Source organism: Bradyrhizobium sp. AUGA SZCCT0158, from assembly GCF_018130065.1.
GTDB lineage: Bacteria > Pseudomonadota > Alphaproteobacteria > Rhizobiales > Xanthobacteraceae > Bradyrhizobium.
In genome coordinates this window covers 591,124-612,101 of record NZ_JAFCME010000001.1, presented here as the reverse complement: position 1 = coordinate 612,101, position 20,978 = coordinate 591,124, and the positions used below count along the sequence as shown (strand labels likewise).

The window sequence follows — 20,978 nt, the reverse complement described above, 5'->3', positions numbered from 1 at the left end:
TTCGAATTCGGAGAACATGACGCTTTGCCAACTGCTCACCGCATACTTCGAAGCGACTTCCTCTTTTCTCAAAAACAAACACTCCATAACGGCCCCTTTACGTTCAATACGTCTAGCGAACTATCAATTTGGTCCTCATCAATAACGGTCCGGCGATACCCGGCAGCGACATGAGCAGCAGAATTCCGATAAGCATGCCGTAACCGGCGTCGCCGATCGCGGCAGCGCCTTGCATGCCGCCGCTGGCGGCAAGCGGACTGGCGGCAATCATGGCGAACCCGATGACGGGCTGTGCCGCGCCGGCGAAAATTCCCGCGGCCGTCGTGTTCACGGACGCGCCGACGCCGATAAGGTCGGATGTGTATAATTTCTTGGTGCATTTCAGCACCAGGGGCACCGTCCCGCCGGCGACAAGTCCGAGCGCCGTAAACACGATGGTAACGTAGATCAGGCCGAACGCCTGTGCGATCGGCGGCAGCAGCATTGCAATCAGCACCATCCGCAGCACGCAGATGCGGATCAGCGCGGTGTCGAGCGCGGATGCTGCGCGGTCAGCCATGTGACCGAGAAAGATCGAGCCGACCGCGTTACCGATCATGAAGGCGAGCAGGGGAGTGGCGGCCGCCGTCGGCGAGATATTGAAGAAATGCGCCACCATCGGAATGCCCCAGACGCCCGACAGAGTCGTCACGACGGCGAAGTGGGAGGCAAAAGTCATGGCGCAGCCCCAGTTGGCGAGCTGGGTCAGAGATTGTCCGGCGGCCGCAACGACGCTCTTCAACGTCTTGTTGCTGCGCGACACCGGATCAGGCTTCAGCACGACCTTGGCGAAGGCAAGGTTGGCCAATCCGACGGCGGCAATGAACAGGAAACACGCGCGCCAGCCGAAGCCGGTTACCGCGGCCGCGAGCGGCGTCGTCGCGAGGACCCCGCCGACGTAGCCGGACACTTGCGAGATGCCTGACATCACGCCGAACCGCTCGTCGCTGAAGCTCTGCGCCACGAGCTTCAACAGCGCCGTGAATACCAGCGCGTCGCCGCAAGCGATGACGAGGCGCGCCGCAAAAACGTCGAGCATATTCGGCGCCAGCGCAAACGCAGCGCTCCCGAGCGAGGATGCCACCATACTGAACAGCACCACGCGCTTGACGCCGTAACGGTCGACCAGAAGACCCGCCGGAATCTGCATCAAGGTGTAGCCCCAGAAGTAGCTGGAGGCGAGCATCGCGACGCCGGCGGCGTCGGTGCTGAAGTCGTGCATGAGGTTCAGGCTGACCGTTTGCGGCGACACGCGCTGCAGGAACGCGATGGCGTAGGCGATGGCCACCGCTGCCCAGGCCAGATAGGCGCGATCGGTAAACCGCGAGACCGGTGCGATGATGGCCTGTTGTCCGGGCATCGACATCATACCCTCGCGTATCCGACCGAGAACAGGGCATCGGCCGTATCGGGAATCACACGGGACATCGCGGCGTCGACCAGCGAAGCCACGCCATGATAGTCCTGCCGGTGGTGCTTAATGTGGCCGTAGGCGCCCCGCATGATCATGCCGGGCAGTTCCAGCAGCTTGCCGGGGTACAGCGAGGAGCACATCTCAATGCAGGCCGCTTGCAATGCGGGGTCCTGCGCGTCCCCAAGCAGCGAGGGGGCAACCTTCTCGCAGATCTTGGCATTGGCGGCCCATACGATGGGATTTCGCGTCCGCCATCCATAGAGCACGCTGTCACCCTTCTCGGCGGCGCCTGAGCGCCTCAGAACTTCCGAGGTGAAAAAGCCGTAGAGCCCGAGGCCCTGATGGGCGGGGAGCACTTCGGTTCCACTGCGATAGATTGCGAGTCCACTGGAGATACTCAGCACGCGATAGACTGAAAACGCGGCCAGTCCTGAGCTGCTAAAAACCAGAATGAGGCTGAACTTGCTGTCGAACGGGGAGGCGTCCGCCGTCCAATGCGGCTCGCTGGCTTTCCAGTTGACGGCGATGATGCCGTTCATCGCGTCCATCAGCGGTTGGCGGTCGGAGGCTGCAACGCTTGATGCATCCGGGAAGCTGTAGACCGCGTAGTCTGTCCAGGGCGATTTGATCGCCTGATACCGGCTGCCCAGATTTCGCGTCATCGCCGAACTCCAGTTACGCCCCTGAGCTATACAGGCGAGCCTCGAATGGCTTAAAGGACAATATGCCCTCGAAATCTGCCAAACCCCGACGCCCCGCACCGCGTGAAACGCCATCCACGCGGCGTATCGCGATCGTCGCCTTTCCGGGCGTGACCCTGCTGGATATCTCCGGTCCGGCCCAGGTGTTCGCGGAGTTGGCGGCGATCGAGTTGCCTGGTCCGGGCTATTCCTTGTCCTATCTGTCAGCCTCGGGCGGGTTGGTGCCGACAGACGTCGGGATGATGGTGGATACCGCCGCGATCGACAGCGTCCGGCCGCATCAGGTCGATACGCTGGTGATCCCGGGCGGCCCCGGTATTTGGGATATTCGCGACGACGCCCGGCTGATGCAGTGGATTTCGCAGGCGCTGCCCAAGGCACGCCGGGTGGCATCGGTGTGTCTCGGGGCGTTCGCGCTGGCCTGGACCGGCGCGCTGGACGGAAAGCGCGCCGCAACCCATTGGCGCTATTGCCCGAGGCTGCAGGACAGCTTCCCCAACATCCGCGTCGAGCCGAACGCGATCTTCGTCAAGGACGGGCGGGTCTGGTCATCGGCTGGCGTCAGCGCCGGCATCGATCTGGCGCTCGCCATGATCGAGGAGGATTTCGGCCACACCACCGCGCTCGACGTTGCGCGAAGGCTGGTGGTGTTTCTCAAGCGGCCCGGCGGCCAGAGCCAATTCTCTACCGTGCTCGCGGCGCAGGCTTCCGACGTCGAAGGGCGGTTCAGCGCGTTGCACGCCTGGATCATCGAGAATATCGCAAGCGATCTCAGGGTCGAAACACTCGCCGCGAAGGCCGGCATGACGCCTCGGACTTTTGCTCGCACCTATGCCAGCCGCACCGGAATGACGCCGGCGAGCGGTGTCGAAGCGCTGCGGGTGGAAACCGCACGTCTGTTGCTGGAAAGCAGGCAGGTCGGTGGCGTGATCGAGGTCGCCAAACGCGCCGGCTTCGGCGATGACGAACGCATGCGCCGCGCGTTCCTGCGCCACCTCGGCGTATCGCCCACTGAATACAGGAGCCGGTTTTCGGGCGGTTGAGCGGCGCCGCCGGGGCCCAGCGGCCACGAAGTTCCCCTGTGTTAGTCCCCAAAATGCGCCAAGCTCTGACGTTTTTGGCCACAATCCAAATCGACCGTGACGACATGAAAACGCTGGCCATCATTTCGATTCTTGCGCTGCTCACGGTTTCCGGCGCGGCCTATACCGACCAGCTTTTCACGGGCGATCAGCAGACGACGCGATGGGCGGATTGAACGCGCCTCACAAGCACCTTGGGGACGACCAGCATGCTTTCAATTGATCAATTCTTGCGATTCATCAGCATGCCGGCCGTGATGGCGGCATTCCTGATTGCCTCCCAGGTCTCGGGCGCGGGAATTTTCCATTCCAAGCCGATGTACCTCGCCAGCGAATAGCAGCCTCCCGTTCCAGCACCGGATTAAGCCGTTCAAAGCGGTAGCTTTTCCCATTTGTCTGCGGCTAATGTGCCGCCAAAACGGGAGAGAAACAGCATGAATGATGGGACACCCATCCGGCCGGCGAGGAACGTCGAACTCGGTGCCAGCGGCGAAGAATTCCAGAATCTCCACGAATTCGTGCGCAAAGCCCGGGCCCGGCTGAACCAGAACGCCTGGGACTATATCGTCGGGGCCTCAGAGACCGAGACGACCATGCGCCGCAACCGCATGGCCCTCGACGAGATCGCATTCCGGCCGCGGGTCCTGCGCAATGTCGCCCAGGTCGACGCGTCGACCGAGGTATTTGGCCGCAAGTTACGCCTGCCGGTGATGATCGCGCCCGTCGGTGCGCTGGAGATTTTCGATCCCGATTCAGGTGCTGCGGTGGCGCGGGGAGCCGGGACGTTCGGCGCTGCCCATATGCTCAGTTCGGTCTCCGAGCCCGGGCTTGAGGCTACGGCAAAAGCAGCGCCCGATGCGCTGCGCATCTTTCAGCTTTACGTTCGCGGCGACGATGCCTTTGTCGAAGATACCGTCAGCCGCACGATCGAAAACGGCTATGCCGCGTTTTGCCTGACGGTCGACACCGCCCATTACAGCCGGCGCGAACGCGATATCGCCAAGCGCTATGTCCGCGAAAGCCGGATTCGCGCTACGGGCGGCGACTTCCAGAAGGGGCTGGAATGGCGGACCGTCAAGCTGATCAAGGACAAGTATAAAATTCCGCTCGTGCTGAAGGGTATAGCGACCGCGGAAGATGCCGCCATCGCGCTCGATCATGGGGTGGACTGGATCTATGTGTCGAACCATGGCGGACGCCAGCTCGACCATGGCCGCGGCTCGATGCATGTGCTGCCCGAGATCGTCGACGCCGTTGCCGGCCGCGCCAAGATCATGGTCGACGGCTCGTTCTGCCGCGGCACCGACATCGTGAAGGCGATCGCCTTGGGTGCCGATCTCGTCGGCATCGGCCGCCTGCAATGCTGGGCGCTCGCCGCCGCGGGAGAGTCCGGCATCGTTCGGATGCTGGAATTGCTGGAGGATGAAGTGATCCGGTGTCTCGGATTGCTCGGCGTCACCAGCCTTGCAGAGCTCGACAAATCCTATCTGCATGCGGCGATGCCGACCAACCTGCCGAGCGTGTTCAGCGCATTTCCGCTGCTGGATGTTGAACCCTACCGGTACTGAGCACGGAGTTGCGGGCCGATTTGGGCGGATGGCGTCCTGACGAATTTGCCGCGTAGACGCGCGAGCGGGGTCTTTTTTCGCGACGGCTCTGCTCAAGGCCTGCGCGGCGCACAGTGAACCTCCATTCTCAGAGAGGCCGGCGCTGATTGTCGGCATGAGCTGAGCCGGTGCGCAAGAAGCTGCCGCGATGCAGCCAAAATCTGATCGAAATCTACCAATAGTCGAAAGGGAATGGTGGACAATCCTTTCTCTGAACTCAGCCTCGAAAAGGCTATTGGCCTTCGTTGGACGCTGCGGGACATTCAGGCCGGCCGGCTGAAAATGTCGCCTGTCAGCGACGAAGATCTGCACGTTCTGACCGAACTCGGTCTGATTGAGATACGAGAAGAGGGGCCGGTGCTGACGGAGGCAGGGGCTGCCGTGCTGTGACCCGATCTAGCGGGCCTTCAGAAAGCTCTCGCCCGAGTCGCATGGGGTGCATCGATAGGTCAGCACATCGTAACTTTGATCGCGTGGCTCGATCGTGGCCAGCCTCATTTGCGCGCCGCATTTGATGCAGGGCATCTCTATGCTGGTTTGAAAGCGCGTGCAGGTTGGCGTCGGCCGGAATGTTTGCAGCATTTGTTCCCCATGTCCCCGAGAGCGACGCAACGCCACAAACCGTCGAACTCGAGCCCCCGAATCACTATGCCACACTGTTGACATGATTGGAATCGGGTACGCTAGCCCGTATCGCTACGGGTCGGGGTAGGAAATAACTCCTTTGCGGAGGCGCATGGATAGCGCCCCCGAAAGGGCGGCGCCGGCCAATACGGCGCAGACGCCGCCCTGAACTATGCTAACCTCCCGGAGACGACATTGGAGAGGCGATCATGATTGAACCGAAACTCGAAGTTCCGGCCGAGCTGCGCGATCTGGCCGAAAAAACCATCGATCAGGCAGAAAAGGCGTTCGGCATGTTCTTCGATGCCGCCGGCAAGTCGATGACGTCGATGCCGGGGCCAGGGACGGAGATTTCGAAGCAGGCGCTATCGTTCACCGAACAGAACATGAAGGCAGCATTCGAGCACGCCCGAAAGCTGGTTCATGCGACCGACCTCCAGGAAGCGATGCGGATTCAGTCCGAATTCCTGCGAAGCCAGTTCACCAATGCTGGCGAGCATATGAGGCAGATCAGCGGTGGTGTCATGTCGGCCGCCAAGGACGCGACCAAAGGCAAGTTCTGAACGGCATCCGCTACCGCCGGCGCGCTATCGCGACTCCGAACAGGAACGCAACGAACAGACTCGCGAGGGGCGCTTCCCGGGTAATTGCGCTGACGGTGGATAGCGGCTTGCCGGGTTGCCGTGCCGTTGCGATCGCCTCGGCTAGACGATCGACCGCGGCCTGAAGCGCCGCAGACACATCCGTGATCGTGCGCGATACATCGGTCGCGGTGTCAATCGCGCGTTCGGCCATGTTGGGCTGCAACGGTGGAGGTGTCTCGATGCTCACTTGTCGACACTCACTTTAAACTTTGAAATCTGTTCAGCATGCTGGAAATGCGCGAGTAAACGATTTGTTCCGCCACGGTTCCGCAACAGAGCGGTCTGAGGCGGAACAATCGTCCGCCCCGGGGTTTGATTCTGACACAGCAATCAATCCGGAATTCTGAAATGGCGAACAATCATTCGAAGGAAAGCCATACGACACGCCACGGCGGCGCACCTTTGGCGGTCGCGATTGCAGTCGCGTGTGTTGGCGGGTTCAGCATGTTGATCGCTGATTACGGCCCAAGGAATAAGCCCAAGGTGCAAACGGCCGCGGAGGCTCATTACAGCACCACAGGCGACGCCGCCCGGGCGGCCGGCGCAACGGTGATGCCGACCGAACCCAAACCGCAACTGGAGCCCGATGCGCCGGGGCCGAAGCCCGTGCAGCCGGCAAACCCCGTGCGGTCCGGGGATAACTAGTCGGCAGGTTGATCCTCGCCGTGCGAAACCCTGAGGGCAGCGTCAATTCTCATGTGAACACGACGCTCGGCCATATGAATCAGCCGCGTCCTCGTCTTGCCGGCCACGGTCTGCCCGCCAATCTGAAATCGCCATTGCCAGACATCCGGCTCGCTGGTGGCCGTGACGCTGTATTCCACGTCCTTGTAAATCACGATCTGCCCCGTGCTGGGTCAATATCCTGAGGGACAATTCTTTGCCGCTGCAATCAATCCGGGAGATTACGGAAAATGGCCCGTGAACTGCATGCTTCCTATGCAGAATGGCGTGAAACACGAATGGCTCGATGCTGCCTTGCAGGGGCTGCGGCCCGTTCGCTCCAGAGGTACCGATAGCCGATCCCGTTGACGAACAGTCGTTCGGGCAGCTCTTGATGCGGCGATCCTGATGTCGCGTTTGACACGTCGGGCAAATCAGGGGCAGAAAATCATCATCGCGAAATCGGGCTCGTGACCGGCGCGTCAGCGTACGCTGACGAACGCGCCCCATACGGCAGCAAGCCCCGCTCCCACCAGGACGAGAAGCGGGTTGGCACAAAACGAACTGCCGTACTGACACATCGTGACGCCGAGCGAGCCGATCTCGTTATGGCTTGCCGCATAGAACAGGCCCGACAGGATCGCGAGCACGGTAGCGACGAAATACATCAACGGCCTCCTTGCGATCTGATCGAGCGTTGGCTGGTGCCCTGCGCCCAATGCTCCCATTTGAATGTCGATGCACCGGATCAATTTTGCACTTGACGCGTCGGGCAAATCAGCGGCACACCGTCATCATCGCCGATATCGTAAAGCTCGCGCCGGTAAATCGGCGGCGGGCTTTTTCGTTTGCAGCGATGCTATCCGCGGGGAAGTTTCAAATTATCCAACCTGTTGCATCGCATTTTCGGTAATTTGTTGACGGTCCAAAAAACAATTGACACGTCGGGCAAATCACCGGCTGAATATCATCATCGCGAAAATCATGCAGAGCCCGGGCGGAGAAATCCGCCGCGGGCTTTTTTGTTGAAATTTTCCAATCGGACGGCGGCCGCTTGTCACGACGCCCCAACTCCCAACTCCCAACGCCCGTCGCCTGAGGCGTCGCGGGCGCGCCGTCGTCCGAACCTTTGAAATCATCATCAGCCGGCGCGCGCGAACGTGCCGGCGTGCGGCGTGGTGCAGAAGCCACGGCCGCAAGCGGCCCCTGTAGCAGGGATACGGTTCGCGCCCGAAATGATTGCACCCCAGCGATCATGCCGCACATTTTATTTCAGCGATAAGCCGATGACCGCGTATCGCTCGCGCTGATCGGCCTGATTGGAATCGCCGTGTGGGTCCCTTCATGAGCGCCGATGTCATCCAGTTCGTCCTGCACCTCAGGAGCGATCACGAGCTGACGGATTTTCCGACAGTCAAGAGGCTGGACTGGTCGTGTCGGACAAGCAGCCTGCACAGAATATCCTGAAATTTTTAGCGGAAGCTAATGAGAAAGCGCGCGAAAAGAACCAGGATAACCCCTAGCTCCTCTGTCGAGTGACTTTTACTCGATCACTGTCTGGTGCGTTGGGGGCCTGTCATGGCATTCGAATCTCGAACGCTTATCCCGCTAACTGTCGATCAAATTATAGTCAGAACGATCGTCTTGCTGGCCCTTTATGGAACGGTTCTCGTGTTCGGGTTTCTTCTATATTCTTCTTATCGCGACAGCAATGTCAGCAGGATCTCGGTTTCGAAGTTGTCGGATCTCGACGAGGAATTCGAGGTCGGCGTTTCGAGTCTTCGGGTGAAGAATCCAAAATTCCTCAAGGTGTGTTTCACCGGGGATTACGTTCATGCCCTGAAGGATGCGCAGCAGTGGTTTGCCGCCAAGGACACCGAATTCAAAGCCGCGCTTCGGGCCGCCGGCGGGCCGGCGGATGTGTTCAACGACGATGATCATTCATCCATCGTCCTGCTCACGCATGATTCTGCGCTCATCCTGCAACTGAGCTGGCGAGCGGGTTTGTCCGTCGCCAATTTCGGATGTGCAAGCGTCGATGGTGCGGATATCGAACTGAAGCGCTACGAGACCAATTCCAGCGTAAGCCTATTTCTTCCAGGTGCAACACCGAAGTCGCCGCGAGGACCGGGACAACCGCGCGCCACATTGTGTACACAAAAACTGGAGCGATTTGTCGAGTCAATCGATGAATTGCTTGCGCAAACCATTCAGCAACGGTTCATTTGGGCTGCGATCAGGAGATACCTGCCTCGAACGGGGTGTCGCGCTGACGAAGTCATCGCGATCGCAAGGACGTCAAGATTCTTTACGCCGCTTTCCGAAAACTCGACGGCATACGGTATCACTTTTCAGAATTCCGACTGGACGATCTACTTCGAGCTAGACAAAAATACGGGGGAAACTACTTCGCCCTGGATTAGCTCGCGTCACCCTCCGTTTTCTTGACTAGAGATTCATTAACAGCGCAGCTGGAGAAGTTGCGATCATGGCAGATCGAATCTATGTCACGTATACCCCGACCGGAGCTCCGGGAAGCTTTCACACGGCGATCCACTATGAGCGCACGAGTCTATCCGGCGAGTTAATCAAGCACGTTGTTGTTGAAGCAACGCCGGAATTTGGAGAACTGGGTGGACTGGAAAAGGCGAGCAACGTCATTCGAGAGATATTTCGGACGGGAAGCGCCCCGTCAAGTTTCGGTAGAATGAATTGCGATGGTTCGCGACCGGAGCGTGTTCGACAGACAGAAAGAGAAGAGCGACGATCCAAGCGCTCCTTATGAAATAATTGCTGAGGGCGATGATCTCAGCGGTCATCTCGCACGAATGCAGATCTTTGCGCATGGCGTCAACCGCGCGGGGATCGCTTACCGTGGCCAGCATCAGAACAGCAATTCGTTTGCTGCCTCGGCCTTGCGAGCTGGTGAGCTCCCACCCGCAACAGGTGTGGCGCGTGATCCGTTGGGTCCTGCGGGTGAACTTCTGGATTTCTTTACTCCAGGGTTGAACGAGCCGTTCGAAGCTCCGATTGGTCCTTGCTCAGCGCCTGTTGATGTTTCGGAGGGCAAGGGCAATATCTTAGGGGGCCGTCCTATTCGCTACCTCGAACGGATGATTGCTGATGAGCCGCCGCGCGAACGCTTCGGAAATTGGACCTCTTCGCCTGCCGGCATTACGCCGCGCAATCCGAACCTGCCCCTGCCGCAGGCTGACCCCGGCAAGCCACCCGGAATATTCAACGACAAGCCGATGCCGTTGTGGATGACACTACCGCCGATCCGGGGATCGACTTACTTTTCCGAAGCGCCTGGCGTCGGCACCAAGCCGATACGGTATGTCAACCGGCGGGATGGCAATCCGCCGCCAGCGTCCGTATCCGACACCGGCGCTCCGGCCGCGCAGTTCGTTCTTCCCGATCAACTGAACGCGTCTAGCAGCCGCACCGACTGGGCCGCGCCTCTGGCGGGCCTCGGTCCGCCGCATCCGATGCGAGCGGCGCCGCCGCCGCAACGCCGAAACGCCTTCGTCAGCGGAAACGATGCCTTGTCCCGCGCAGCCAGTGGCGGCAGCTCTTCGTCCAGGCTGGGGCAATCGCAGGATCCAACGGCCTCCACGTTGCTGGAGCACATTCAACATCTGAACGAGCTGAGCGCCAACGAACCGGAGGCTCCCATATTCGAGCGTGGCGCGCCGGGAGCATCCCTCGCTCCCTCAGTCAGTCCAAGCCCGATGGGCGGCCTTGCAGGTCGGATCGCAGCGCTTTCGGGCATCGATCCTGACAATCCGGATCAGCCGCCGCCCGGCGGGCTGCTCGCGCTTTTGCTTGCCGCCCAGCAGCGATAATCTCGAAGACCAGAATTCCGTCGGCTCGCGCGTTGTTGTCAGGCGAGGCCTATCGCATCGACGCTCCCTGATTTTCTGCAATTGATTGACGGCTTGAAAAACATTTGACACGTCGGGCAAATCACCGGCACATCATCATCATCGCGAAAATCGTGCACAGCCCGGGCGGAGAAATCCGCCGCGGGCTTTTTGTTTGAAAATTTTCCAATCGGACGGCGGCCGCTTGTCACGACGCCCCAACTCCCAACGCCCGTCGCCTGAGGCGTCGCGGGCGCGCCGCCGTTCGAACCTTTGAGATCATCATTAGCCGGCACGCGCGAACGTGCCGGCGTGCGGCGTGGCCAAGGTCACGACCGCAAGCGGCCCCTGTATCAGGGATACGGTTCGCGCCCGAAATGATTGCACGCCAGCGATCATGCCGCGCATTTTATTTCCTTAAGAGAAGCCGATGACCGCATATCTGATATCGCTCGCGCTGATCGGCCTGATTGCAATCGCGGTATGGGAGGATCCGTCATGAGTGCCGTAATCATCCAGTTCATCCCTCGCCCCAGGCATGATCATGAACAGACCGATTTCCCGACAATCGCGTTCCGCTCCGCGGTGCACGAGCCTGCGGCGGACCCGACCGATCTTACGCCGTGCGAATACGTCACGGCGGATCATGACGAGACGCGGTGAGAAGACCCTTGGCAGACATCCGCTCACTGGCACGGAGCCACACCAAGACGGCCATCAACGTCCTGGTCAAAATCATGCAAAGCAAGGATGCGACGCCTGCGGCGCGCGTCTCGGCGGCCAACGCCGTCCTCGATCGCGGCTGGGGCAAAGCCATGCAACCATCGGAGAGCGGTAATGACGGTTCGAAAAAGCCTCCCGAACGGATCGAGCGGCTCATCGTCAACCCTGACGATCCCCACGGCGAAAGTATTTGAGCCGTTGCTTCGGCCCAGCAGGTACCGCGCAGCCTTTGGCGGCAGGGGTTCCGGAAAATCGCATTTTTTTGGCGAGCTTCTGGTCGAGACCTGCCAGGCCGAGCGCGGCACGCTCGCGGTTTGCATTCGTGAGGCGCAACGGACGTTGGCGCAGTCGAGCAAGCGGTTGATCGAGAGCAAGATCGCCGCGCTCGGCGTCGGCAGCGGTTTCAAGCTCTACAGCGACAAGATCGAAACGCCCGGAGACGGCATCATCATCTTTCGGGGGATGCAGGATCACACTGCGGATTCCATCAAATCGCTTGAGGGGTTTCGCGTTGCCTGGATCGACGAGGCTCAGAATCTGAGCGCGCGCAGCCTGTCGCTGCTGCGACCGACGATCCGCGCCGAACGCTCGGAATTGTGGGCGAGCTGGAACCCGCGCCGGAAGTCTGATGCGATCGACGATTTCCTGCGGACGCGCAAGCCGCCGGGTGCGTGCGTGATCAAGGCGAGCTGGCGTGACAATCCCTGGTTTCCCTCCGTGCTGGAGGAGGAGCGGCAACTCGATTTGTCGCTCTATCCGGATCGCTATGACCACATCTGGGAGGGCGACTACATCGGCGCGTTCGAGGGCGCATACTTCGCCGGGATGCTGTCGCAGGCGCGCAGCGACGGACGGATCGGCAAGGTCTCGGCCGATCCGCTGTTGCCGCTGCGCGCCTTCATCGACATCGGCGGCTCAGGCGCGACGGCCGATGCTTTCACGATCTGGATCGTGCAATGGGTGGGAGCCGAAATTCGGATCCTGGATTATTACGAATCCGTGGGGCAGGTGCTGGCGTTTCACGTCAATTGGTTGCGCAGCAAGGGTTACCGGCTGTTTCAGCCGCCAGTCCCATGGGCTTGGCCAAATACGCTTTATTGGCGCAAGCTCATTGGATAGCCAGCGTCCAGCATTCTTTCGAAGTACTCCTCGCCCCGGCGGCCTGACGGCCGCCGGGCTCTTTTCGTTGTTAGCACGATGCATAGGTTGCAGCAGCCCCATTTGGCGGAAGAGCCGTATTCCGCGCGCCTTGATCATTGGCGGTGAGGCGGTAGACTGGCCAGGCTCAACCGCTTCCAGTTCGCAACGACGGGTTGGGCAAGGAAACGCCAATGCCAGGGGACGGCCGCAGGCCAGATGCAAGTTCGCTCGCGGGACCGGGTACGGGCAGCTATGCCGCTATCGTCGCGCGCGCCAGAGCGTTGATCCCGAAGCTGCGGGAGCGTGCTGCCAGGACCGAAGAACTGCGGCGCCTGCCACCGGAGACCGAGCGAGATTTACACGATGCCGGCCTGTTCCGGATCGTGCAGCCCAAACGCGTCGGCGGCTCCGAACTCGACTATGTTGCACTGGTCGATTGCGCCGATGCGCTGGGGCAGGCGGATGCGTCCGTAGCGTGGAATTTTGCCAACCTTGCAAGCCATCACTGGATGCTGGGCATGTTTGACCGCCATGCGCAGGACGCCGTCTGGAACAAGGACGCCGATGCATTGATCGCCTCGTCATTCATCTTTCCAGCCGGCCGCGCCAGAAAGGTCGCTGGCGGTTATGTGCTGAACGGCCACTGGCCGTTTTCCTCAGGCGTCGAATCCTGCGATTGGAACATGCTCGCCAGCGTGGTTTCATCCGACGATGACGCCGACGGCATCGAATACCGGATATTCCTGCTCAACAAGAGCGACTACAAGATCAACGATACCTGGAACGCGACCGGTCTGTGCGGGACCGGATCGAACGATGTTAGCGTCACGGACGCCTTCGTCGCGGAGCAGATGACGGTCGCCGTCAGCGATCTTACCGGCGGGCCAACCCCGGGGAGTGCGATCAATCCAAACGCCCTTTATGCGCTGCCGGTTTTCTCGTTGTTCCCTTATGTATTATCAGGCGTCGGTCTGGGTAATGCACAGGCCTGTTTGAATGATTATGTCGAATTCGCACGTCATCGCGCCTCGACCTATAATCGTGCCAAGCTTAGCGATATGCAGACGACCCAGATCAAGATCGCGGAAGCCTCCGCCAAGATCGACGCGGCGCGGCTGGTCATGCGCACGAACTGCATCGATGCGATGGCGGATGCTCGACGTGGTCACGTTCCGGACATAGCAGACAAGACACGATTGAGGCGTGACGGCGCATTTTCGGTCAACCTTTGCACTGACGCCGTGTCGCTGCTGTTTGCTGCAAGCGGCGCGCGCAGTCTGTTTACGTCAGGTGCGTTGCAGCGGCAGTTTCGCGATGCCCACGCGGTGAATTCGCACCTCGCGTTCAATTTCGATGCGGCGGGAACCAATTATGGACGTGTAGCGCTTGGCCTGCCGTCCGAAAACCTGACGCTCTGAGGCGAGGTGGATGTCCGACGCACCCAAACATCCAGCCGATCCCGCTAACGAGTTCGCCAGCGACAACTCGGCGATCGATCCCCGGGATTTTCGAAATGCGCTCGGTACGTTCGCTACCGGCGTCACTATTGTTACAGCGATGGCGGCTGACGGAAAGCCATATGGCGTGACCTGTAACTCCTTTGCCTCAGTTTCGCTGAATCCGCCGCTGGTCCTGTGGAGCCTCGGCATGTTCTCGCAGGGCTTGACCATCTTCCAGAACGCCAGCCATTTCGCAGTCAATGTTCTCGGTGCTTCTCAGCAGACATTGGCCTCGCAATTCGCAAAATCCTCCGCCGACAAGTTCGCCGGCGTGAGCTGGACGCCAGGACTCGGCAACGCGCCGGTGCTTGCTGACAGCGTCGCAAGTTTTCAGTGCCGTGCCGCCAATCGATATTACGGCGGTGACCACATCATCTTCCTGGGAGCCGTCGAAGCCTATACTTATAATGGGCAGGAGCCCCTGTTGTTTGCACGCGGCGGATTCGGCCGCTTCCTTGCCGGCGATGACGGCAAATCCTGATGATCAGGAAAGATAAGCCCAAACGTGCTGGCACCAAGCAAAGGCGCCTCTCGCCCGACGATCGTCGCCGGGAAATTCTTGCGAAGGCGACCGAATTTTTCTCGGAAGAAGGACCGACCGCTCACGGCCGATTCGCGACCGGCTGCTGGAATTCTATCGCGCCTATACCGACGCGATCTTCACCCGGAAATGGCTTCGCATCTATCTCTACTCGGGCTTGAAAGGCCTCGACATCAATCGCTGGTATGTCGGCATGGTCAAGGACAAGATCCTGACCCGGATCATCCGGGAGTGCCGTCATGAGGCCGGGCTTATCGTGCAAAACAAGCCGAGTGCGACCGAACTTGAACTGGCTTGGGTCTTCCACGGTGGAATCTTCTATTACGGCGTCCGCAAATACATCTACGAATCGTCGGTGCTCGAAGACAAGGATCGCATCATCAGCGATGCGCTGGATGTCTTTCTGGCCGGCTTCGAGCGGGTTAATGAATCCTCGCCGGACGTCCGCCGCGCACCAATCAGGGTGGCAGGATAAGCCAGCCGTCATTTTCCAGCTGTTTCCGCGCGATACCAGTCGCCGATCTCGCTTGCGGTCATCAGTGCCACGCCGTCATGGCTGATGACGTAGTCCAGCAGCGCTTCCAGATATTTGATGCGATGCGGGACCCCCGTAATATAGGGATGGATCGAGATCGCCATGATCCGCGCGTTCGATTCGCCTTCGAGATAGAGCCGGTCGAACTGATCCATGCCACGCTTCAGGAATTGCTCGGAGGGCTGATGTTGCAGTGCATGGACGACGATGTCGTTGGTTTCGACCGAATAGGGAATAGTCGTTATGGTGCCGTGGGGCGTGGCGATATCCTGCGGCAGATCGTCGATTACCCAATCCGCCAGATATTCGATGCCGTTGAGGCGCAGAAGATCGAGAGTTTCCTCGGTCTCGGTGAGGCCCGGGCTCTCCCATGATCGCGGTGATTTGCCGGTAAATCCTGCGATTGTTTCGACGGAGCGCTTGATCGCATCGGCTTGATTGTCGAGCTTGTGCATTGGCCCCTGCTGGAATCCGTGGCCCATAAACTCGAAGCCGGCTTCGAGCGCGGCGGACGCAACGCGCGGATAGGAATTGCAGACATTGGCATTCAGGGCCAGCGTTACCGGCATCTTGCGGTCGGTCAGCGCCTTGAACTGTCGCCAGAAGCCGGCCCGCATGCCGTACTCATGCCAGGACCAGTTCGGCACGTCAGGCAGCAGCGGTTGTCCCATCGGCGGGCTCAGCACCGTCCGCGGCATCGCGTTCTCGATCCGCCATTCCTCGACGTTGAGAATCACCCACACTGCGAGCTTCTTGCCGCCGGGAAGCGTCAACTTCGGTCGGTCGATCTGGGCCTGATAGGGGATACGATCACTGAGAGCCACGGCAGATTCCTTGACTGAATTGACCTATCCGGACGCCTTGCCGGACATGTCCGTATTGATGCGCGGCATGACCTTTTCGGCCATCAGGATCATCGACTGACGTCCAAGCTCGCGATCCTTCCAGTCCTTGCCGGCATAGAGCAGCGTACCAAAGGGCCCGGTCTCCTCCTGAAGAGCCAGCAGTTGGTCGGCCACGCTATCGGGTGTGCCGTGAATGATGAGCTTGTCGCCGATCGACTCGAGCGTCACTTCCTCGTCGGGCTGATCGCGGCGTGTTTTGAACAGTTCGATACGGCCGCCACGCTTCAACTTGGTGAATAGCGAGCGATAATAATAGACATATGGACCGTTCGGATCCGTGGCATAGGCTTTTGCCGTGGCGGCATCCTTGGCGACAAATATGCTTTTGGCGACCCGCCAGTTCGCCGTCTCCGCGGGGCGGCCGACGCGTTCGCAGCCTTCAACGTATTTCGGCCAATGGCTTTTGACCCAAGCCGGCATCAGAAAGTTCGCCGAAATCGGATCCCAGCCACGTGCGGCGGCTTCGGTCACACCTTTCGAGAACGGCGCCACTGCCGTCACCACTATCGGCGGATGCGGTCGTTGTAGCGGGCGCGCGATGAAGCCCTGACCAATGTCCTCAATCACGGTTTTCTGTACCGATACATTCCAGTACTTGCCCTGGAGGTTATACGGTGGCTCGCTTGCCCAGATATCAAGGACCTGATTGATCGCCTCCAGGAACATCGCGTTGCGATCTGCGCCGAGATTGCCGAAGACTTCGGCGTCGGACAGTAGCCCACCGGGGCTAATACCGAAGATCAGGCGGCCGTCGAGCATGTGATCGAGCATCGCGATCGAGGCTGCGAGCGCTGCCGGATGGGTGTTCGGCATGTTGATGGTGCCGGTACCAAGCTTGATTTGCTTGGTCGCCGCGGCAAGCCAGGCGATGAATGCGATGCAGGAAGTGATGTTCTCGGCCTTATCGGTGACGTGCTCGCCGACATAAGCTTCGCTGTACCCGAGTTCGTCGGCCAACAGGAAGGCTTCGCGATCCTCCTTGAGAGACAGCCGCCAATCCTTGTCGACAGGATGGATGGGCATCGTGAAGAACCCAAGCTTCATGGTCTGCTCCTCCCCAAGGGCAGGCGTTTCGGTTGGTGGGAAACCTGCTTCGACCGCAACATGATAACAAGTCCCAATATTGCAGGCACCGAAATAATCACTCGATAAACAAACTTGACCTTTGAAAATTGTCGCCGTCTAATCCAAAGAAAATGACGATATGCTGCCCGGGGGAGGTTGCGTCGAAATGAAAGCCTCGGCTTTCGCTTACGCCCGCGCTACCAGCGTTGTGAATGCGCTGGAGTTGCTGGCTGCGTATGGCGACAAGGCCAAGGTGTTATCCGGCGGCCAAAGCCTGATGCCGGCAATGAATCTGCGCCTGATCTCCCCCGAATTCATTGTCGATATCGGTGAATTGGCTGAGCTTCGCGGGATAGTTGTGAAAGGCGACGTCTTAACGGTTCGTGCGCTGACGCGTCACGTGGACGTCCTGGGATCTCCCGAAATCGCGACCCATGCTCCTCTGTTGAGGGACGCTACCTCTCATGTCGCGCATCCGGCGATCCGCAACCGCGGCACGCTCGGCGGCAGCCTTGCGCACGCGGATCCGGCTGCCGAATTGCCGGCTTGCATGGTGGCACTGGGCGCGACCGTCATTGTTTGCGGGCCACAGGGCGAGCGGCGAATCCCTGCTCAAGAATTCTTCACCGGCATCTATGAGACTGCACTTTCGCCACAGGAATTGCTGGTTGCCGTCGAACTGCCTGTCGCGCAGAAAGATTCCGCGCACTTCTTCCATGAATTTGCCCGCCGTCAAGGTGACTATGCCATTGTCGGCTTGGCCGCGCAGGCGATTATTCAAGGTGACCAGTTCGCTGATCTCCGCCTTGGCTTTTTCGCCGTTGGCGATCGGCCGTTGCTCGCCAAGGCCGCCGAGAATCTCGTGAACGTCGCAGTCACATCGGAGGTATTGGCCAGTGCCTCCGCGGCGCTCAGCGAAGAGCTTGATCCGCAGGAGGATCAGCAGGCAACCCCTGCTATGCGGCGGCATCTGGCGAAGGTCTTGCTCTCTCGTTGTGTGGCCACGCTGCTTTCCCGCCCCGATCTGCGTGAGGGAGCACGTGCGTGACCCCTGTGCCCATTTCACTCGAGGTTAATGGCGAGCGCGTCGAGGCCCATGTGCTGCCCCGACTGAACCTGGCGGATTTCCTGCGTGAGCATCTGAAGTTGACCGGCACGCATGTCGGGTGTGAGCACGGGGTTTGTGGTGCCTGCACGGTGCGCTTCAATGGCGAGATCGCGCGCTCCTGCCTGATACTGGCGGTGCAGGCCCAAGAAGGATCGGTCGAAACGATCGAGGGGTTATCCGACAGCGGTGAAATCGCGGATTTGCAGGCTGCGTTCCGCGATCGCAACTCCCTGCAATGCGGCTTCTGCACACCGGCAATGTTGATGGTGGCGCAGGATCTGCTGAAGCAGACTCCTGTGCCAGATCGCGAAGAGATTCGTGAGCACCTTTCCGGTAATTATTGCCGTTGCACCGGCTATCAAGCGATTGTCGATGCGATTGAGACGACAGCGCGGTTGCGCGCGGAACGCGCGCCATGACGCGTGCACCTGAGAATCGCGACGCGTTTTCGGTGCTCGACCGGCCGAACTCCTATATCGGCAAGACCGTGCCGCGGCCGAACCTCGACCGGCTGATGCAGGGACGCGGGCAATATGTCAGCGACATCGAACTGCCGCGCATGGCGCATGTTGTGTTCCTGCGGTCGCCGCACGCGCATGCAAGAATCACCGGTATCGACGGAGCAGCGGCAAAACGCATGCCGGGTGTAATTGCCGTCGTCACGGGCCAGGAAATTGCTGCGGTCATCACACCGTGGGTTGGGGTGCTTTCGCACTTGAAGGGTCTCAAATCCGCGCCGCAAAGCGCGATCGCGGTTGATCGGGTGTGCTGGCAGGGCGAAGCCGTCGCTGCAATCATCGCAACTAGCCGCGCCGCTGCCGAGGATGCGGCAGAACATGTCGCCGTCGCGTATGAGGAACTCGACGCTGTGACGGACATGCAAACTGCGCTCGACCCCACAACGTCTGTGATCCATCCCGCGCTCGGCGACAATCTGGCCTTCGAGCGTAATCATGATGCAGGCACCGTCGACGCGGCCTTTGCTGCCTCCGACGAGGTGGTGGAAGCAGAATTCATTTTTGGGCGGCACACCGGCGTGACGCTGGAGCCGCGTTCGGTAGTTGCTGACTGGAACGCAGCCGAAGCGCGGCTGACGATCTATCAGGGAACGCAGGCCCCGCATATGGTGCAGAATATTGCGGCGCTGCATCTCGGTCTTCAGGAGTCCCAGGTCCGCGTGGTCTGCAAGGACGTTGGCGGCTCCTTCGGTATCAAGGTCCACATCTATGCCGACGAAATGGCGACTTACGCACTGTCGAAACTGCTGCGGCGGCCGGTCAAATTCGTTGCCGACCGGGTCGAGAGTTTTAACACCGACATCCATGCGCGCGACCATCGCTGCAAGGGAAAGATCGGAGTTAAACGCGATGGTACCATCACCGCGTTCGAGATCGACGATCTTACGGGTATCGGGCCGTATTCAATGTATCCGCGAACCAGCGCCATCGAGGCCAATCAGGTCGTCAACCTGGTCGGTGGGCCCTATGCGACCAAGAACTACCGCGCCCGTGCCCGCGTCGTCTTCCAGAACAAGAACGTCATGTGTCAATATCGCGCGGTTGGGCATCCGATCGCCTGCTCGGTGACCGAGAGTCTGGTCGATCTGGCGGCGATGAAGATCGGCATGGATCCCGTCGAAATTCGCCGCCGCAACCTGATTGCCGACGACGCTTACCCCTGTGCTTCGCCTTCAGGTTTGCGTTTCGAGCAACTGTCGCATCATGCCGCGTTGGCGAAACTCATCAAGATGATGGACTATGACGCGCTGCGCGCGGAACAGGCGACGTTGCGAGCCAGAAACATTCATCGCGGTATCGGCATCGCCAGCTTCATCGAAGTCACCAATCCCAGCGCGGCATTCTATGGCGTCGGTGGGGCCAAGATATCGTCGCAGGATGGCGTTGCGCTGCGGCTCGATGCCCAGGGAGCCGTGGTCTGCCAAACCAGCATCACCGAGCAGGGGCAGGGATCGGAATCGCTCACCGCCCAGATCGTCGGAAGCGTGCTCGGTGTCTCGATGGATCGCGTTCGCGTCATCCTCGGCGATACCGACAACACGCCTTATGGAGGTGGCACCTGGGCCTCGCGCGGCGCCGGCATCGGCGGTGAGGCGGCACTTCAGGCTACCAAAGTCCTGCGCAGAAACATCCTTGATGTCGCTGCCGCTATCCTACAATCCACACCCGGCGAACTCGACATCATCAATAACAGCGTTGTGAACGTCAGCGATGGCGCGCCGCGCATTGAACTGAGTGAATTGGCAAGGATCGTTTATTTTCGCCCCGATACGCTGCCGCCGGGCATTCAGGCGGAGCTGATGGCGACACGGCATTTTGTTCCGCGCGAATATCCCTTCGCCTTTACCAATGGTGTTCAGGCCTCGTGGCTGGAGGTCGATACCGACACCGGCTTTGTCAAACTGTTGAAGCACTGGGTGGTCGAGGACTGCGGCACGATCATCAATCCGCAGCTGGTCGACGAACAGATCAGGGGCGGGGTGGTGCAGGGCCTCGGCGCCGCGCTGTTCGAAAAATGCGTTTATGATGAACGTGGCCAGCTCACCAACGCCAACATGGCCGATTATCTGGTGCCTATGTCCGGCGAAATGCCGGATATTGATGTCGGCCACGTGGTCTCGCCGACGCTGGAGTCGGAATTAGGCGCGAAAGGCGCCGGCGAGGCCGGAACGGCGGGAGCGGCGGCTGCGGTGACCAATGCCGTGAATGACGCGCTCAGGCCTTTTAGGACGATCGTTACGGAAATTCCGCTGACGCCCCAAATTATCCTGACCGCACTGGGCCGAATCTGACGAACGACGAGCTAAA

Annotated in this window: 26 protein-coding genes; 18 read left to right on the top strand and 8 right to left on the bottom strand. The window is 60.0% G+C overall.

Features of this window, described 5'->3' with window-relative positions; genetic code table 11:
* Nucleotides 1-112: 112 nt before the first annotated feature.
* On the bottom strand, nucleotides 113-1,408 hold the full coding sequence (locus JQ574_RS02670) for an MFS transporter (RefSeq protein WP_249119033.1): 1,296 nt from the start codon (nucleotides 1,406-1,408) through the stop codon (nucleotides 113-115).
* Nucleotides 1,405-2,115, bottom strand: coding sequence for a hypothetical protein (locus JQ574_RS02665; protein ID WP_212210054.1), 711 nt, complete (start codon nucleotides 2,113-2,115; stop codon nucleotides 1,405-1,407). Before JQ574_RS02665 ends, JQ574_RS02670 begins: the two co-directional genes overlap by 4 nt.
* A 62-nt stretch (nucleotides 2,116-2,177) precedes the next feature.
* Between JQ574_RS02665 and JQ574_RS02660 the strand changes: the two genes are divergently transcribed.
* The 6 genes from JQ574_RS02660 to JQ574_RS02640 all read left to right on the top strand — a co-directional run bounded on the left by JQ574_RS02660 (nucleotide 2,178) and on the right by JQ574_RS02640 (nucleotide 6,030).
* A complete protein-coding gene (locus JQ574_RS02660; RefSeq protein ID WP_212210055.1) occupies nucleotides 2,178-3,197 on the top strand; it encodes a GlxA family transcriptional regulator in 1,020 nt (339 codons plus the stop codon).
* A gap of 53 nt (nucleotides 3,198-3,250) precedes the next feature.
* Entirely contained in the window at nucleotides 3,251-3,412 is a 162-nt protein-coding gene (locus JQ574_RS02655; RefSeq protein ID WP_212210056.1) for a hypothetical protein, read from the top strand.
* Between the two features lie 33 nt (nucleotides 3,413-3,445).
* On the top strand, nucleotides 3,446-3,574 hold the full coding sequence (locus JQ574_RS35435; RefSeq protein ID WP_283813666.1) for a hypothetical protein: 129 nt from the start codon (nucleotides 3,446-3,448) through the stop codon (nucleotides 3,572-3,574).
* A gap of 96 nt (nucleotides 3,575-3,670) precedes the next feature.
* The gene (locus tag JQ574_RS02650) at nucleotides 3,671-4,804 is read left to right on the top strand and encodes an alpha-hydroxy acid oxidase (RefSeq protein ID WP_212210057.1); all 1,134 of its coding nucleotides are present in this window, start codon (nucleotides 3,671-3,673) and stop codon (nucleotides 4,802-4,804) included.
* Nucleotides 4,805-5,035: 231 nt separating this feature from the next.
* Nucleotides 5,036-5,233, top strand: a complete 198-nt coding sequence (locus tag JQ574_RS02645) for a hypothetical protein (RefSeq protein ID WP_212210058.1) — start codon at nucleotides 5,036-5,038, stop codon at nucleotides 5,231-5,233.
* A gap of 443 nt (nucleotides 5,234-5,676) precedes the next feature.
* Nucleotides 5,677-6,030, top strand: coding sequence for a phasin (locus JQ574_RS02640; RefSeq protein ID WP_192738658.1), 354 nt, complete (start codon nucleotides 5,677-5,679; stop codon nucleotides 6,028-6,030).
* Between the two features lie 10 nt (nucleotides 6,031-6,040).
* Here JQ574_RS02640 and JQ574_RS02635 read toward each other — a convergent pair whose 3' ends face one another.
* Nucleotides 6,041-6,262 carry a hypothetical protein gene (locus JQ574_RS02635; protein ID WP_249119032.1) on the bottom strand — a complete coding sequence of 74 codons (222 nt, stop codon included), beginning with the start codon at nucleotides 6,260-6,262 and terminating at the stop codon, nucleotides 6,041-6,043.
* A 197-nt stretch (nucleotides 6,263-6,459) separates the two neighbouring features.
* On the opposite strand from JQ574_RS02635, the gene JQ574_RS02630 reads away from it, so the two are divergent.
* Nucleotides 6,460-6,756, top strand: coding sequence for a hypothetical protein (locus JQ574_RS02630; protein ID WP_212210060.1), 297 nt, complete (start codon nucleotides 6,460-6,462; stop codon nucleotides 6,754-6,756).
* Here JQ574_RS02630 and JQ574_RS02625 read toward each other — a convergent pair.
* The 3 genes from JQ574_RS02625 to JQ574_RS02615 form a co-directional block, all read right to left on the bottom strand.
* Nucleotides 6,753-6,950 (bottom strand): hypothetical protein, encoded by a 198-nt coding sequence (locus JQ574_RS02625; protein ID WP_212274803.1) that lies wholly within the window; start codon nucleotides 6,948-6,950, stop codon nucleotides 6,753-6,755. The two genes, JQ574_RS02630 and JQ574_RS02625, sit on opposite strands and share 4 nt — an antisense overlap.
* Before the next feature lie 306 nt (nucleotides 6,951-7,256).
* Nucleotides 7,257-7,442, bottom strand: a complete 186-nt coding sequence (locus JQ574_RS02620; protein ID WP_192738654.1) for a hypothetical protein — start codon at nucleotides 7,440-7,442, stop codon at nucleotides 7,257-7,259.
* Nucleotides 7,443-7,650: 208 nt separating this feature from the next.
* Nucleotides 7,651-8,040, bottom strand: a complete 390-nt coding sequence (locus tag JQ574_RS02615; protein WP_212210061.1) for a hypothetical protein — start codon at nucleotides 8,038-8,040, stop codon at nucleotides 7,651-7,653.
* A 312-nt stretch (nucleotides 8,041-8,352) separates the two neighbouring features.
* On the opposite strand from JQ574_RS02615, the gene JQ574_RS02610 reads away from it, so the two are divergent.
* The 8 genes from JQ574_RS02610 to JQ574_RS34810 all read left to right on the top strand — a co-directional run bounded on the left by JQ574_RS02610 (nucleotide 8,353) and on the right by JQ574_RS34810 (nucleotide 15,015).
* On the top strand, nucleotides 8,353-9,222 hold the full coding sequence (locus JQ574_RS02610) for a hypothetical protein (RefSeq protein WP_212210062.1): 870 nt from the start codon (nucleotides 8,353-8,355) through the stop codon (nucleotides 9,220-9,222).
* A 269-nt stretch (nucleotides 9,223-9,491) separates the two neighbouring features.
* Nucleotides 9,492-10,619, top strand: a complete 1,128-nt coding sequence (locus JQ574_RS02605) for a hypothetical protein (RefSeq protein WP_212383245.1) — start codon at nucleotides 9,492-9,494, stop codon at nucleotides 10,617-10,619.
* A gap of 516 nt (nucleotides 10,620-11,135) precedes the next feature.
* A complete protein-coding gene (locus JQ574_RS02600; RefSeq protein ID WP_212210064.1) occupies nucleotides 11,136-11,300 on the top strand; it encodes a hypothetical protein in 165 nt (54 codons plus the stop codon).
* A gap of 8 nt (nucleotides 11,301-11,308) precedes the next feature.
* Nucleotides 11,309-11,554, top strand: coding sequence for a hypothetical protein (locus tag JQ574_RS02595; RefSeq protein WP_249119031.1), 246 nt, complete (start codon nucleotides 11,309-11,311; stop codon nucleotides 11,552-11,554).
* A 4-nt stretch (nucleotides 11,555-11,558) separates the two neighbouring features.
* On the top strand, nucleotides 11,559-12,479 hold the full coding sequence (locus JQ574_RS02590) for a PBSX family phage terminase large subunit (protein ID WP_249119030.1): 921 nt from the start codon (nucleotides 11,559-11,561) through the stop codon (nucleotides 12,477-12,479).
* 212 nt (nucleotides 12,480-12,691) lie between these two features.
* The gene (locus JQ574_RS02585) at nucleotides 12,692-13,918 is read left to right on the top strand and encodes an acyl-CoA dehydrogenase family protein (RefSeq protein ID WP_212210067.1); all 1,227 of its coding nucleotides are present in this window, start codon (nucleotides 12,692-12,694) and stop codon (nucleotides 13,916-13,918) included.
* A gap of 10 nt (nucleotides 13,919-13,928) precedes the next feature.
* Complete coding sequence (locus JQ574_RS02580) at nucleotides 13,929-14,480, top strand: flavin reductase family protein (protein ID WP_212210068.1); 552 nt, start codon at nucleotides 13,929-13,931, stop codon at nucleotides 14,478-14,480.
* 253 nt (nucleotides 14,481-14,733) lie between these two features.
* A complete protein-coding gene (locus tag JQ574_RS34810) occupies nucleotides 14,734-15,015 on the top strand; it encodes a hypothetical protein (protein WP_249119029.1) in 282 nt (93 codons plus the stop codon).
* 8 nt (nucleotides 15,016-15,023) lie between these two features.
* Here the strand turns inward: JQ574_RS34810 and JQ574_RS02570 are convergent, their stop codons facing one another.
* Nucleotides 15,024-15,899 carry a polysaccharide deacetylase family protein gene (locus tag JQ574_RS02570; RefSeq protein ID WP_212210069.1) on the bottom strand — a complete coding sequence of 292 codons (876 nt, stop codon included), beginning with the start codon at nucleotides 15,897-15,899 and terminating at the stop codon, nucleotides 15,024-15,026.
* A gap of 24 nt (nucleotides 15,900-15,923) precedes the next feature.
* On the bottom strand, nucleotides 15,924-17,024 hold the full coding sequence (locus JQ574_RS02565) for an LLM class flavin-dependent oxidoreductase (protein ID WP_212210070.1): 1,101 nt from the start codon (nucleotides 17,022-17,024) through the stop codon (nucleotides 15,924-15,926).
* A 187-nt stretch (nucleotides 17,025-17,211) separates the two neighbouring features.
* On the opposite strand from JQ574_RS02565, the gene JQ574_RS02560 reads away from it, so the two are divergent.
* Genes JQ574_RS02560 through JQ574_RS02550 form a run of 3 tightly spaced genes read left to right on the top strand, consistent with a single transcriptional unit; the run spans nucleotide 17,212 to nucleotide 20,962 of the window.
* Nucleotides 17,212-18,093 carry a xanthine dehydrogenase family protein subunit M gene (locus JQ574_RS02560; protein ID WP_212210071.1) on the top strand — a complete coding sequence of 294 codons (882 nt, stop codon included), beginning with the start codon at nucleotides 17,212-17,214 and terminating at the stop codon, nucleotides 18,091-18,093.
* Nucleotides 18,090-18,572 (top strand): (2Fe-2S)-binding protein, encoded by a 483-nt coding sequence (locus JQ574_RS02555; RefSeq protein ID WP_409363417.1) that lies wholly within the window; start codon nucleotides 18,090-18,092, stop codon nucleotides 18,570-18,572. The genes JQ574_RS02560 and JQ574_RS02555 overlap by 4 nt, the downstream gene beginning before the upstream one ends.
* Nucleotides 18,569-20,962 carry a xanthine dehydrogenase family protein molybdopterin-binding subunit gene (locus JQ574_RS02550; protein ID WP_212383243.1) on the top strand — a complete coding sequence of 798 codons (2,394 nt, stop codon included), beginning with the start codon at nucleotides 18,569-18,571 and terminating at the stop codon, nucleotides 20,960-20,962. Before JQ574_RS02555 ends, JQ574_RS02550 begins: the two co-directional genes overlap by 4 nt.
* Nucleotides 20,963-20,978: the final 16 nt, after the last annotated feature.